Genomic DNA, 13,266 nt, shown 5'->3' with positions numbered 1-13,266 from the left:
ACGAGCTTGAGGTGCAGCGTCGCGGCATGGCGGGTGTCCTGAGGGTGTGTGGAGTGGAGCGGCCTGGGGTGTGGGGTGGGGGTGAGCTGAGCCTACAGAGATCTTATGGACTCGTACTGAGGCCGTCGAAGGGCAGCAGTGAGGAAGTCACTGCCGTCCGATGTGCCCTTGTGGCCACGGGGATCCTGCGACCAAGCTTGACGATCATCATTCTTCGCGAGCGCTACTCGTTCTCAGTCGCCCACGTCGAACTCCCCCCGGCCTGCTCCACCGGGGTCTGGAAGGCCGGGATCCCTGTCCGACAGACGCGAAGAGGCCCCGGGGCAGCCCCGGGGCCTCTTCCATGCGTTCGTCAGTGAGAGACGGCCGCGTTGAGGTGGAGGTCCGCCTCGATGCCCTGCGGCGAGACAGCGAGGCCCACGCCGCCGCCGACACCGGTGGTGAGGCCCGCGGCAGTTGTCTCGACGTAGAGACCGGCTGCGGCGCCGGCACCCGCGGCAACGCCCGCTTGACCGCCGGAGATGGTGTCCAGCTCGGCGTCGGACATCTGGACGGTCTCGATCTGCGGGGTGAAGGCCATGGGGGGCGGTTCCCTTCGTTTCATTCAGCAATTGCTCGAGCGCGACCGATCAAAGCACGCCGGAGTAGGGGCGGCCAGTCAGTGCCCAATCCGTGGATGGGATAGCGGACGGAGGGCAGAAGACATTTTCATGGCTGTGACCATTCCAGTTACCTGGGACCTCACGACCTTCACACCTTTTGCCGTTTCGCGATACCGAAATGCGGTCCGCAGCGCGGAAAACGGTCCGGGCCCCGCTGCTTCCCCGCTCCACCTCGGCCTCACAGTGAACGGTGTGCAGATTCGCGGGATGTTCAGGGTCGGCTCAGCAGACCTTGTTCTCCGCCACCGCCTGGCCGTGCACCAGCACGGCACCACCGTAGAACATCGCCCGTGAAGACCGTGGAGGTTCAGCTGCACCTCGACCTCGACCCGCTGGGCGCTCGCAGCCGCGCAGCGGGTCGCGCCGATGTCCGCGCCCGTCATGTCCATCTCGCGGGCGAACGCCTTCACGCGGGCGTTGCAGTTCTCTGCGTTCACCGGCATCGCACCGCAGCGCCCCGGCGTCACACCGCCGGCACCGCGTAGATCTCCGGCCCGTTCGTCACCAGCAGTCGGTTTCCTGCCGTGGCAATCTGCCACGGGGCGCCGGAGTCCTTGTCGTCCGTCCAGGTCCAGCGCACTGTGCCGGTTTTGGCCTCAAGGGCTATGACGCCTCCTGACAGGGGCCCGGCGGCGCAGTACAGCGTCGTACCGACCCTCACGAACACCCCCGGCCCGCCGCGGTTCTGGTCCTCGCAGAGCCAGATCCGCCGGTGCGTCTTGACGTCGACGGCCCAGATGCCGTGGTCGTAGTCGCTGACGTAGAGCACACCGTCGATGACGGCCGGATTGTTGAAGCCGCGGCGCCCCGCGGGGGAGAGCGTCCAGCGGGTGCGGCCGGTCTCCGCGTCGACCGCTGTCAGTTTCTCACCAGGCATGAAGACGAGGCCGTTCGCGACCGTGGGCCGCCAGGCCCAGTCGTCGCCGATCTTCTGGGTCCACAACTGGTCGCCGGTCGCGGTGTCGCGCACGGTGAGGTTGTGGTTGGAGTCCGCGTAGACGAGGTACTTGCCGGAGACGGTGCCCTGGACGTCGTAGTCCCTCGTGCCCCAGTCGCGGTGCTGCAACCACACCTTCTTTCCGGTGCTGTGGCTGATTGCGGCGATGGCGGTGCGGTAGTCGGTGGCGCTCTTGGCCTGCGCGTAGTCGGTCGCCGTCACGTACACGTTCTTGTCGTCGATGGCGATGGTGCTCTCGATGCCGAGTTTCTTGCCGAGACGGCTGCGCCACACCTCGTCGCCGGTCTTCACGTCGCGCGCGACGAGGACTCCCTCGGCGCCGCTGTCGGTGAGGAACACCTTGCCGTCGTGGAACAGAAGCGGGGAGCCGGGGGCGCAGACGTCGGGCTTCGACCAGCGGGCTTCACTGGTCTTCACGTCGTACGCCACCAGTGGATCGCCGCTGATCAGGAGCAGGCCGTCATGGATGAGGAGCGGTACGTCGGTGCTGGTGCTGTCCTCAGCCGCAGTCTCGTGCCACAGGGGTTGGGGGGCGACTCCCGCCGGCGGAGTGGTGAAGTTCTCCTCGACAGGCTGGGCGGAACCGGCGCCGTTCGGGCCGGACGCCCCGTCCGGGGTGTCTCCGTTCCGGCCGAGCCACCAGGCGGTGCCGCCGCCCGCCAGCGCCACGGCGGCACCACCACCGAGCGCGAGACCGAGGACACGGCGGCGGGAGGGGGCGGTGGAGGTGGTGGCAACCGTGGAGGCCGACCCTGGCGCGCCGGGGTGTCCTTGAGCACCGTGGCCGGACGGGGGCGTCCCGTACCCGGGGGTGGGAAGGCCTCCGGGCGGTGTGGCGTAACCGGGGGCCGGCGTTCCCGGGGCGGCAGCCGCGGGGGCGCCGCCGAATCCCGGGGCCTGCGGATACCCGTAACCCGGGGCCGGTGTGCCCGGTGGCTGCGGTGTGCCGGCCGTCATCACCGGTGCCGGCCCAAAGGACGGGGCGGCCGTGGGCTGCGGCTGCTGCGGTGCTTCCAGGTCGAGGATGCCGGCCGCATGCGTGGCGATCGTCGACGCCACCGCCGACGGCAGCCAGTCGCTGAGGACGCTCTCGACCCCCTGCGGGGCGAGCGCCGCCACGATCTCGGCCGGTGCCGGCCGTTGCGCCGGGTCCTTCGCGAGGCATGCGCGGACGAGGCCCAGGAGTTGCTGCGGTACGCCCTCGACGTCGGGTTCACCGTGCACGACCTGATACAGCAACGAGGCGTGCGAGGCGGTTCCGTGGCCGAAAGTGCCCCGGCCGGTCGCGGCGAACGCGAGTACTGCGCCCAGCGAGAAGACATCGCTCGCCGTGCCGATGTTCTCGCCCAGCGCCTGCTCCGGTGACATGTAGCCGGGAGAGCCGACCACAACTCCCGTCTGTGTCATACGGTTGCCGTCCACGGCCCGCGCGATTCCGAAGTCGATGACGCGCGGACCGTCCGCCGCCAGCAGGACGTTCGACGGCTTCATGTCGCGGTGGATCAGTCCGGCCGCGTGCACCTCCTGGAGGGCAGCGGCGAGGCCGGCGGCTAGCGCCCGGACGGTGCGCTCCGGCAGCGCGCCGTGGGCGGCGACCACGTCCGTGAGGTCCGGGCCGAGCACGTACGACGTCGCCAGCCAGGGCAGCGACGCCTCCGGGTCGGCGTCCACGACCGGGGCGGTGAAACGGCCGGAGACCGCCTTGGCTATCTCGACTTCGTGCCGGAAGCGGTCGCGGAAGTCACCGTCCGCGGCGAGATCCGGACGTACGACCTTCACTGCGACGGTGCGGCCACCGGGCGAACGGGCGAGGTACACGCGGCCCATGCCGCCGACACCGAGTCTTCGCAGGAGCCGGTAAGGGCCCAACTCCACTGGATCGTCCGGCTGCAGTGTCTCCATGGTGGGCCTTCCCGGCGTTCGCACCGCTGGTGCGTCAGTCGCGTCTGATGGTGTTCGCTATCGCAGACACAGTAGTGAGCGCCTGAACAGGGTGGAGGGCTAGCCTCCCCGTTTCACTTCGCGTGGTTGAGCTGGCCGGATCGCGGTGAACCGGTGGTTTCGGTTGGTCGTGGCCGGGTGGGCATGGCCGGGGCCCGACGCGCGGGTCGGGTTCTCCAGGGTTCCTCGGGTCGTGGATGGGCAGGGGCGGTGCCGGGCTTCAGGTGGCGGGCCGTGGCAGGGCCGTGAGGCGGGTGAATGCGTTGGTCAGCTCGATTCGCCAGGACCAGGTCGCGGAGATCCGCAGGTGCAGGCGGCGACCACCGCGGGTGATGCGGGCGGCTGCGTGCAGCAGCCGGTAGCGGAGCTTCTTGGGCTCGGCACTGGCCAGTTCGCCGTCCAGCAGTAGAGTGCGCATTCAGGCGAGCAGGTCAAGGGCGGTCAGGGACAACTCCAGCCACGCTTGGTTGATCGCGAAGTGGCGGGAGGGGAAGCGGCCGAAGCCGGTGGTCTTGCCGCCCCGGATGCGGTCCTCGACGCGGGCGTGCGCCCGGTGGCGGACTTCCAGATGCTGCAATGGGCCTTCGCCGTGGCATCGGCGAGATCGGCCAGCAGGCGGGACCCAGCGTGGTTGACCACTCCGCGCCCGTCGGACGAGACGACGAGCTTGGGGCGTGAGGGGGTGATGTGCACGCAGAAAATGCCTTCCTGCTGTGATGACGGAGACCTTAGACAAGCCGCATCGTCCCAGCTCAGAAGGCACTTTCGCGTTCCCGCTCAAGATCCGGACACCGTGGCAAGTGAAACGCGCAGGCTAGGGCATACAGGGCAATACGCCTAGATCAAATGCCCTCTTAGCGCAGCCGGGGTACGTCGAGCGGCCCTTCGCTCTCCTCGAAGCACTGCGCCATCCAGTCGTCGTGGTGAGGGAGATCGCCGCCAAGACCTCCGTCGCTGAAATGCCGCCTCCGCGTCTCGGCGGTGCGCAGCGCTGCGATGAAGGCCGTGAGGTCCTCGGCGAAGGCGTCCGCCCCGCTCGGGTCGGCATCCGAGGCGACCGTTCCCGGCAGCCAGGTCTGGACCGACCAAGGCACGGGGTAGCCCGCCCCAGGCTTCCCCAGGGCAGACCAGTTCAACTCGGTGACAGCCAGTGGTTGTACGCCCGCGTCCGAATCTACCGAGTTTTTCGGCCGCCCACAGATGTCAGGCAGGTGTGGGCGACCCCGCGCTGACCGCGCGGGTGAAGTCCAGCGACGCGCTGAAGCACCGTTCGACGTCCTGGTCGAGCAGGCCGGCCCATGCGTGGTCGGCGCCGGGGACGGGGCGGAAGTCGACCTGGGCGCCTGCCTCGCGCAGGGCGGCGGTGAGTTGCAGGCCCTGCGCGAGCGGGATGAGGCAGTCGTCGGTGCCGTGCAGGATGAGGAACGGTGGGGCGTCGGCGGTGACATGGGTGACCGGGCTGGCCGCACGGGCCCGGTCGGGAGCCGTGGCCACGGGCGCTCCGATCAGCAGCGCCTCGCGCGTCGTGGGGCTGTCGGCGTCGTAGGCGCCGGGCCGGGACTGGGCGGGCAGGGTCGTCAGGTCGGTGGGGCCGTACCAAGTGACGCAGCCGCGCACCGGGGTGGTGAGGGCCAGCAGGGCGGCCAGATGGGCCCCGGCGGATTCGCCCCAGGTGACGGTCCGGTCGGTGTCCAGGCCGAGGCCCTCGGCGCGGGCGTCGAGCCAGGCCACGGCGGCGGTGACGTCCTCCAACTGGGCGGGGTAGACGGCCTCGCCGGTGAGCCGGTAGTCGAGGCTGGCGACGGCGAATCCAGCCTGGGCGAGCCGGGCGAAGGGGCTGAGCTGCCAGGAGCGGAAGCGCGGTCCCATCTCCGTGCGGGTGCCCGTCCTCCAGCCGCCGCCGTGGATGTAGACGATGACCGGCAGTGGATCGTGCGGGTACTCGGGCAGCCACAGGTCCAGTTCGAGTGGGCGGATGCCATCGGGGGCGGCGTAGACGGCGCCGCGCAACAGCCGTGTGCCCGGGGCGGGATGCGCGGCGGGCGGCAGCGGCAGGTGGGCGGGGGCGGGCGGGGCGAGCAGGGCGGCGAGCTTGGGCGGCAGCGGCATGAGGGTTCTTTCCGGACGAGACGGCGGGGCGTCGTGCGGATCAGCGAGGTGTGGACGACGGCACGCAGGTGCAGCCGGGAGCCGTCGCCGGGGCGTCGGCCGGGTGCGGGGCTCGGGGCGGCGGCGGAGGAGCGCGGTGCAGGGCGATCCGCGCGCCGAGCGCCGTGGCCGCGCGCTCGCCGAGGCCGATGCCCAGCAGGCCGGTGAGCCCCAATAGGGCCGGCGCGGGTGCCCTCAGGTCCCAGATCCAGTAGAGGGCGCCCATGGCCAGCCCCGCGGCGAAGGAGACCAGGACGCGTCGGCCGGACGCGACCAGGCGAGCGCGGGCCGCGCCGCTCACAATTTCCCCAGGACGGTTTGCCCGACCAGGGTGCCGAGCAGGCCGGCCAGCGCGACGGGTGGGGGAGCGGGGGCCTTGACGCGCAGCGCCGCGTACAGGGCGCCGACCAGGGCCCCGGCCAGCAGCGCGTGGACGTACGGCATCGCGGTCAGTTCCCGGTGCGCCACTGGTGGTCGGGCAGGAACCGTACGTCGTGCTCGCGCGGGACGGAGCCGAACTTGTGCGGCTCGGGTATGTACGGCTGCTTCGGCAGGCCCAGTTCCTCGGTGGGTGTGCCGAGGCTCTCGAAGAACCGCTCGAACGTCTTGCCCGGGCCGGCGGCGACGCCGACCATCCGGCTGTGGTGGCGCTCGATGCGGTAGGCGTGCGGGCAGTTCTTCGGTACGAATCCGAAGTCGCCCGCGGTGAGGAGATTTTCCTGCTGCTCGCCCCGGAGGTCCTCGATGAAGATCCGGACGGCGCCGTCGGTGACGTAGAAGATCTCGTGGGTGTCGGCGTGGGAGTGGGCGGGGACAAGGTCGCCCTTGGGGCCTTCGACGGTGAAGAAGTTGAAGGTGTTCTCGGTCTGCTCGCCGCCGGCGTAGACGGTGACCAGGTCGGTGAAGAGGTGGGCGCGGTCGCCCATGCCCTTCTCGATGAAGTAGGGCTTGCCCGGCTCGGCGGGGATACGCGAGCGGGACCGGTAGCGGGTGGCGAACTCGATGGTCATGGAAACCTCCGGTGCGACGACGCGAATAAATGTAAGGCTACCTGACGTTCACGATGGGGAAACCCCTCTGCGGCGCAGAGGTTCTGGCCGGGCCGGGCCGGGGCTGCGGGCACTATGCTCGGCATCCCGTCCTGTTGAGGAGCCATGACCACGCCCGCGCCGAACCTGCCCCAGCTGTTCACCGCGGCCAAGCGGTGGTTCGACGACGCGTTGCTGGCCAGCATGGAGGCCGGGGGGGAGCAGGCGGTGACCGTCGCCCAGGCGGCCGTCTTCGCCGCCTTGGACGAGCAGAGCAGCACGATCTCCGAGCTCGCCCGGCGGATGGGCGTCACCCGGCAGACCGTCCACCAGGCCGTGCACGGACTGATCGGCATGGGGCTGCTGGAGCAGATCCCCGACCCCGCCTCCGCCCGCAGCCGCCTGGTCCGCCCGACCGGCGAAGGCATCCGCGTCCACCACCGGGCCCAGGCCGCGCTCGCAGTGATCGAAGGCGTACTGGCCGAACGCATCGGCACCGACGCCGTCGGTGCGTTGCGGCAGGCGCTGGCCACCTCCTGGGGTGAACCGCCCCTGGTCGAGGCGCCCTGACGTCCGGACCCCGAGCGGCGCGCACACCCTCACACACCCGCACGTCAGCTGTCCTCATGGCACATGTCGATCGTGTAGGTGTGTGCGCCCGGTCCCGCAGCCACGGTGTCGGCTCCCGGAAGACGTATCTCCGCCTCGGTGCCCGGAGGGACCCGGGCCGTGAGGGTGAACTGCCCGTCGTCAGTGCCTGACTGTTTTCGAAGTCTCCCGGTGGAGTTCGCCCGGCTCAGATTCGAATAGACACCCATCGAGTTGGGTGCTTGATGGCTTCTGTAGCCTGCCGTCAGCTGTGTGTCGGGGGGAGCTGACGTGGAGAACATCCTGTCCGTGGCCATCGGTGCTTGTCTCGGCCTCATAGGGGCCGTGTTCGGGTCTTGGTTCACTGCGCGCCGGCAGGACCGCATGTGGCTGCGCGAACAGAAGCTGAAAGCCGGGGTCGGCTTCAACACCGCCGTGGTCCAGCTCATCGACTACCTTCGGGAAACACGGCTGAGCGACGACGGCACTGGGGCCAATGAACTGGCGGGCCGGATGCAGGAAGCCCGGTCAGCCCTCTATCTACTGTGTGCCGACGACACCGTCGATCTTGCCGATGCTCTCGTGGGTCGGGTCTGGAGCTCCCGGCCCAGCGAGGGCAGGGACGATCGCAGGGCCGAGCACAGGGAAACGGAGGATCTCCTGCGCCGCTTCACCCATCAGCTCCGGCAGGAGATCGCCAGGACGTAGTCTCAGTTGGTTGACACCGTGGCAAGTGAAACGCGCAGGCTAGTTGCTGATGGGCATCCGGTCCTTCAGGATGCAGCACAGGCGATACTGCCAGCTGTCAGAAACGGGGCCGCTCACGAAGACTTCGAATGGGATGAAGATCGCGAGCTAATTTGTGTCGGCGAGGACACGACTGCGGTGGAGGATCTTGCTGATGGAATTGAGCGAGCGTACGCATTCATGGTGGGGTTCGACTGTGCATTGATGGCCCTTCGGGCCGAGATGCCGGAACTTGCGAGCTTCCTTGATGAGAGCGACCCGCCGCAGGGAGCTCGGGCGCTGCGTGAGAGGAGTGCTCTCAACGCTTTCGGCAGTAATGGGCTCTCGGTCCATGATTGGCGCTATGAGCGCGGTCGCCTTGAAGTGGTATTAGATCGCTGGGGGATGGACTCCTTTTATCCTGGCCTTCAGGCGGCGATGTGGACTTACCGTTTTCTGGAGAATCTAGAAGAAGTCGCTGTGAGTGTTCGCGGTTCTGAATCAGATCCGGTCGTGGTAAGTCGCCTAGCGCTGGATGCTATGTTCCCTGTCTGGGATGAAGCGCGTACTCTCTTCCCCGTATTGCCTGCCTTTGTCTTCATGTCAGCGGAGTATTCTGTGAGGATCGCCAGGAGCCATCATGACGTTGCGTTTGGTGTGGTTCTCCGCCTGGCGATTCGGAACACGCTAGTTATGTGCTCCTCATTCGAAGAGAGCGGCAAATCCGACGGCTTGGCGCGCTGTCTTGCGCTGGCGCTAGTCGCTATCCGGAAAACGGAGGGCCTGAGTGGAGATGGTCAAGGCGTGAGGGTGAATGAAATTGAATCGCTCATTTATCGCCTGACGGAACAGCTTGCAAAGCCTAAGCGAGAAAGGGTTCCCTCAGTTGCTCGCTACCTGCTTCAGAAGCTGGCGAACCTGCATGACCGCTTGCCAGCTGCGTCGCCAATCTCTGGACTCTCGGTCGACTCTGGAACTTAACTAGCCTGATGGCGTCCGGAACGATAGGTTGTGGATCACTCACCGGGACCGCATCCCCTGGTTGTGGGCGGCTCGGGCAGTCGTGACGCGAGCAGGTCCGACTGTCGATCTATCGCCTGATTAAGCGCGGATCTGAGCAGTTCATTCTCATGCAACAGACTCGCTTGCATATTCGCTAGAAGAGTCGATGTACTGTCCGTACTAGCTGTGGCTGCCGTCGCAATCTCGTCGCGAATATTCGACACCTCACCCCTGAGGGTAATCACATCCGCCTTGACATCGTCAACCTGACTTGCCCCAGCTCCACGAGCAGACAACAGGCTCTGGAACAAGACGAACGTGACCGCCGCTCCGACCAACCCGGATCCCACGTTAGCGAAGGCGGAACCGATGAAGGAAAGGGCGTCATCTTGGGCTAGTTGACTGTAGATGAAACCAATAATGCCACAAATCAGCCCAACAACAAGTACGCCACCGAAGAGAAATGTATCGAAATTCCGCGGATTGAGTACCGCCCACCGGCCCACATTTCCGGGGTTTTGAGTTAGGGCAGTCAATCCAACCAAAGGGACCATGCCGAGAACGGAGAAGAGAAACCAGAAATTGTTAAACGTCGACACACTCTGCGGCATGATGAATGATTCATGGATGTAGCGCCTCTCGTCGCCATATTGAATTTCTATCCAGCGCCTGTTGCTACTGATTGATTGTCCGGACACCTTCTTCGTGACGACTACCTGTTGCCCTTCTTTGTATGTCGCGCTCGGCTTGCATGAAAGTCTCGGGCAGGTTCGCACGTTAGCAGAGCCAGAAACGTAGGCGACCTTTACACCGTCGACCTGACCGGCGGTAGATCCGGCCCACATGTACGCGATCGCCCCTCCTATTAAGACGAGGAAGGGCAGGCCCACCGCAACTGTGAAAGAGAGAGACCTGCGGATACTCGCCATGTCGGGCTCCTCGATGACTGGGCCGGGTCGTAGCGATTGACGCTGAACGCAGTCAGGCTGGTTCCGCCGGCGGCGCTATTAACCTGCGGACTCCAAGGAGCTGAAACACCCGGGCCAGGGGCCGTGAGCGGAACCGCGGCGAAGCCGAAGCGGAGGAAGGCTGCCGGGCCCGCCTTCCGGTGAGCACAGGCCAGGGCGTCCGCCGTCCCGCAGCCGTACGTTCAAGCGGAGGGACGGTGACTGCTCAGCGAGGGCGGTTCCTGTCGGGTGCACGTGCGCTACCCGTGGCTGTGGGTCGTCGGCCTCATGACCACCCTCGGCGCGGCCGCGCTGCTGATCCTCCTGCTCGTCAAGCTCAGCCGCGGGGCAGTCCCTACCGGACCTTCGACATCCGGGCCTGCGGCCGCCCCGACTCCTCGCTCTCCGACCGGTACTGCAGGTCGTCCCCCACCGGCTTGAGGTGCACGGTCGTCTTCGCGGGATTGCAGCCGCTGTGGTTGGTCGTCGCTCCGACCGACGTCGCGACGAGCTCCTTCTTCGTCACCTGCTTCAGGGTGAGTACGTCGACGCAGACCCCGCCGATCGGGTCGGTCTGGCGGACCTTGCCCAACTCCTCGCCCACAGCTGCCTGTTCGACCGTGACGCGGAACGTGCCGAGGGGGAGCCCGCCGTCGAGGGCGACGCCCTGGCCCTCCCAGGTGCCGAGGTACGCGGCGGGCACCGCACCCGACGGGGCGGAACTCGCGTCCGCGGCCGGGGGGGAGGCGGAGCGGCTGCCGGAACCGGCGTCGTCGTGGTCGCCGCCCCGCTCCGGCAGCAGGTCGAACACGAACACCGATCCGATCGTCACGGCCGCGATGGCCCCCGCGACCGCCAGGGCCACGGAGCAGCTGAGCCTCCGTACCCGCCCGCCGCCCTCCGGCGTGGAGGTCGCCGCGACGGAGACGGTGACCTTGCCGGGCCGCCGCCCGGCGGCGGGTCGGGTGTCCTGGAGGTGGTCGCCGTCCCGGGGCTCGGGTACGGCGGCGGGGGCAGGGGTCTGTGCCCCCGGCACGGGCGGTGACATCACCGGTGGTGGCCCGAAGACGCCCGGCCCCTCGCCTCCGGTCGCTTCCGGGGCCGTCACCGACGGGCTGCTGAATTCGACCGGCCCGGAGAGGCCCGCCGCCCCGGCTCCCGCCCCCGTCACCTCCAGGTTCAGCAAGCGCACGGCGCTGCGGCTCACCTGCTCCACCAGCGCCCCGGGCAGCCACCCGCCCGTCACCAGCCGGGCGGCGCCCTCGGGGGCCAGGCGGCGGGCCAGCTCCGCGGGGGCGGGGCGGGTGTCCGGGTCCTTCGCGAGGCAGGCCGCCGTCAGGCGCCGCAGCTCACCGTCCAGCAGACCGAGCTCCGGCTCCTCGTGGACGACCTTGTAGAGCAGGGCGGCGGAGGAGTCGCCGGGGAAGGGCGGTTCGCCGGTCGCCGCGTACGCGAGGACCGCGCCCAGGGAGAAGACGTCGGCCGCGCCCGTGACGCCCTTGCCCAGGATCTGCTCGGGCGACATGTAGCCGGGCGAGCCGATGGACACGCCGGTGGAGGTGAGGGACGCCGTGCCGTCCGTGGCCCGCGCGATACCGAAGTCGATCAGCAGGGGGCCGTCCAGGGTCAGCAGGACGTTCGACGGTTTCACGTCCCGGTGCACCAGCCCCAGCTCGTGCACCGCCGCCAGCGCCTCGGCGAGTCCCGCTCCGAGGGCCCGCACGGTGTGGGCCGGCAGGGGCCCGCCGTCGGCGATCGCGGCCGACAGCGACGGTCCGGCCGCGTACGCCGTCGCCACCCACGGCACCCGCGCCTCCGGGTCGGCGTCGAGGACGGGTGCCGTCCAGGCGCCGCCCACCCGGCGCGCGGCCTCGACCTCGCGCCGGAAACGAACCCGGAACTCCTCGTCCAGGGCGAAGTGCGGATGGACGATCTTCACGGCGACCGTGCGGCCACCGGCACTGCGGCCCAGGTAGACCCGGCCCATGCCGCCGGAGCCCAGCCGGCCCAGCAGCCGGTAGGGCCCCACGACGGTGGGTTCGTCGACGTCGAGCGGCCGCATGGGCGTCACCCCTCCCCCGGAGGCAAGCGGGGACGTCCCCGGTCCCGGTGCGCCTGCGCTCCTCAGCAGAGTAGTGCGGGAGCACCGCCCGGCTCACGGCTGGAGCAGGTCCACCTTCACGTCCGCCGGGAAACCGGTCGTCGGGCCGACCCGGCGTGCGAACTCGGCGACCGCGGCCAGCTGCGGGTCGCCGAAGCGGAAGTCGAGGGTGGTGAAGTAGCGGGCCAGGGTCTGCTCGTCGAAGGCCTCCCAGCGGGCGGCCTGCTCGGCGACCTTGCCGACCTCCTCGAGGGAGAGGTTGCGGGAGTCGAGGAAGGCCTCGTGCACCCGGCGGGTGATGACCGGCTCCCGCTCCAGGTAGTCGCGGCGGGCCGCCCAGACCGCGAAGACGAACGGCAGGCCCGTCCACTCCTTCCACAGCGCGCCGAGGTCGTGCACCTCCAGGCCGAAGCGCGGTCCGTCGAGCATGTTCGCGCGCAGTGCCGCGTCGCCGATGAGGACGGCGGCGTCGGCCTCCTGCATCATCAGGCTGAGGTCGGGCGGGCAGGTGTAGTAGTCCGGCCGGACGCCGTAGCGCTCGGCGAGGAGCAGCTGGGCGAGGCGGACGGAGGTGCGGGAGGTCGACCCGAGGGCGACGCGGGCGCCGTCGAGACGGTCCAGCGGGACCTGCGAGACGATCACGCAGGACATGACCGGGCCGTCGCAGCCGACGGCGATGTCGGGGAAGGCGACCAGATCGTCGGCGTGCCGGAGAAACTCGACGAGGGTGATCGGACCGATGTCGAGTTCGCCTTGCACCAGCTTCTCGCTGAGCTTCTCGGGGGTGTCCTTGGAGAGCTCGAAGTCGAGGAGCGTGCCCGTTCTCGCGAGCCCCCAGTACAAGGGCAGGCAGTTCAGGAACTGGATGTGGCCGACGCGCGGCCGGGTGCGAGGATTGTCCACATCGTGAGGCTAGCCCTCACGGCGTACGGACCGGCGCGCGACCCCGCCGTCGGGGTCTGGGCCCGCCTCCGGCGCCCCCTGCGCCAGTCGGCGGAGCGATGTTCAAACATTCGGGTGACGTGATCTTGACCCCTATTGCATTCCGGGGCCTGCGTGCTAGGCTCGTCGCAAGTTGCAGTTTGGTTTCCCTTGCAGTACAGAGCCTGCGGAGCATGTGACCGCGGGCTCTCGTCATTCTCAGACATATGCACTTGTGCGGAAT

12 protein-coding genes and 3 pseudogenes are annotated in these 13,266 nt (G+C 68.5%); 3 read left to right on the top strand and 12 right to left on the bottom strand.

Annotation, left to right across the window (positions count from 1 at the left end; all coding sequences use genetic code 11):
- Positions 1-352: 352 nt before the first annotated feature.
- The 9 genes and pseudogenes from ADK65_RS09845 to ADK65_RS09815 form a co-directional block, all read right to left on the bottom strand.
- Positions 353-580 carry a hypothetical protein gene (locus tag ADK65_RS09845; protein WP_053669578.1) on the bottom strand — a complete coding sequence of 76 codons (228 nt, stop codon included), beginning with the start codon at positions 578-580 and terminating at the stop codon, positions 353-355.
- Between the two features lie 304 nt (positions 581-884).
- Positions 885-1,111: pseudogene (locus tag ADK65_RS39180) on the bottom strand (hypothetical protein); the annotation flags it as partial.
- A 14-nt stretch (positions 1,112-1,125) separates the two neighbouring features.
- Positions 1,126-3,522 (bottom strand): serine/threonine-protein kinase, encoded by a 2,397-nt coding sequence (locus ADK65_RS09840; protein ID WP_053669577.1) that lies wholly within the window; start codon positions 3,520-3,522, stop codon positions 1,126-1,128.
- A 259-nt stretch (positions 3,523-3,781) separates the two neighbouring features.
- Positions 3,782-4,150 (bottom strand): annotated as a pseudogene (locus tag ADK65_RS09835) (transposase); the annotation flags it as partial.
- Between the two features lie 268 nt (positions 4,151-4,418).
- Positions 4,419-4,685 (bottom strand): annotated as a pseudogene (locus ADK65_RS09830) (phosphotransferase); the annotation flags it as partial.
- A gap of 79 nt (positions 4,686-4,764) precedes the next feature.
- On the bottom strand, positions 4,765-5,670 hold the full coding sequence (locus ADK65_RS09825) for an alpha/beta hydrolase (RefSeq protein WP_053669575.1): 906 nt from the start codon (positions 5,668-5,670) through the stop codon (positions 4,765-4,767).
- A 40-nt stretch (positions 5,671-5,710) separates the two neighbouring features.
- Positions 5,711-6,010 (bottom strand): DUF1427 family protein, encoded by a 300-nt coding sequence (locus ADK65_RS09820; RefSeq protein ID WP_053669574.1) that lies wholly within the window; start codon positions 6,008-6,010, stop codon positions 5,711-5,713.
- Positions 6,007-6,153, bottom strand: a complete 147-nt coding sequence (locus ADK65_RS36955) for a DUF1427 family protein (RefSeq protein ID WP_078955885.1) — start codon at positions 6,151-6,153, stop codon at positions 6,007-6,009. The genes ADK65_RS09820 and ADK65_RS36955 overlap by 4 nt, the downstream gene beginning before the upstream one ends.
- A 5-nt stretch (positions 6,154-6,158) precedes the next feature.
- A complete protein-coding gene (locus tag ADK65_RS09815; protein ID WP_053669573.1) occupies positions 6,159-6,719 on the bottom strand; it encodes a quercetin 2,3-dioxygenase in 561 nt (186 codons plus the stop codon).
- A gap of 144 nt (positions 6,720-6,863) precedes the next feature.
- Here ADK65_RS09815 and ADK65_RS09810 point away from each other — a divergent pair, with 144 nt between their 5' ends.
- From ADK65_RS09810 to ADK65_RS38475, 3 genes are all read left to right on the top strand, one after another.
- Positions 6,864-7,307 (top strand): MarR family winged helix-turn-helix transcriptional regulator, encoded by a 444-nt coding sequence (locus tag ADK65_RS09810; RefSeq protein ID WP_053669572.1) that lies wholly within the window; start codon positions 6,864-6,866, stop codon positions 7,305-7,307.
- Between the two features lie 309 nt (positions 7,308-7,616).
- A complete protein-coding gene (locus ADK65_RS09805) occupies positions 7,617-8,033 on the top strand; it encodes a hypothetical protein (protein WP_053669571.1) in 417 nt (138 codons plus the stop codon).
- 6 nt (positions 8,034-8,039) lie between these two features.
- Positions 8,040-9,032 (top strand): hypothetical protein, encoded by a 993-nt coding sequence (locus ADK65_RS38475; protein ID WP_159038753.1) that lies wholly within the window; start codon positions 8,040-8,042, stop codon positions 9,030-9,032.
- Between the two features lie 35 nt (positions 9,033-9,067).
- Here the strand turns inward: ADK65_RS38475 and ADK65_RS38470 are convergent, their stop codons facing one another.
- From ADK65_RS38470 to ADK65_RS09795, 3 genes are all read right to left on the bottom strand, one after another.
- On the bottom strand, positions 9,068-9,982 hold the full coding sequence (locus ADK65_RS38470) for a hypothetical protein (RefSeq protein WP_159038752.1): 915 nt from the start codon (positions 9,980-9,982) through the stop codon (positions 9,068-9,070).
- A 373-nt stretch (positions 9,983-10,355) separates the two neighbouring features.
- Positions 10,356-12,062: a serine/threonine-protein kinase gene (locus tag ADK65_RS09800; protein WP_053669570.1), complete on the bottom strand. Its 1,707-nt coding sequence runs from the start codon at positions 12,060-12,062 to the stop codon at positions 10,356-10,358.
- Between the two features lie 93 nt (positions 12,063-12,155).
- Complete coding sequence (locus tag ADK65_RS09795) at positions 12,156-13,004, bottom strand: menaquinone biosynthetic enzyme MqnA/MqnD family protein (RefSeq protein ID WP_053669569.1); 849 nt, start codon at positions 13,002-13,004, stop codon at positions 12,156-12,158.
- Positions 13,005-13,266: the final 262 nt, after the last annotated feature.

Source organism: Streptomyces sp. NRRL B-1140, from assembly GCF_001280065.1.
Classification (GTDB): domain Bacteria; phylum Actinomycetota; class Actinomycetes; order Streptomycetales; family Streptomycetaceae; genus Streptomyces.
Note: the sequence above shows the minus strand (reverse complement) of the source record. Positions and strands in the feature narration are given on the sequence as shown.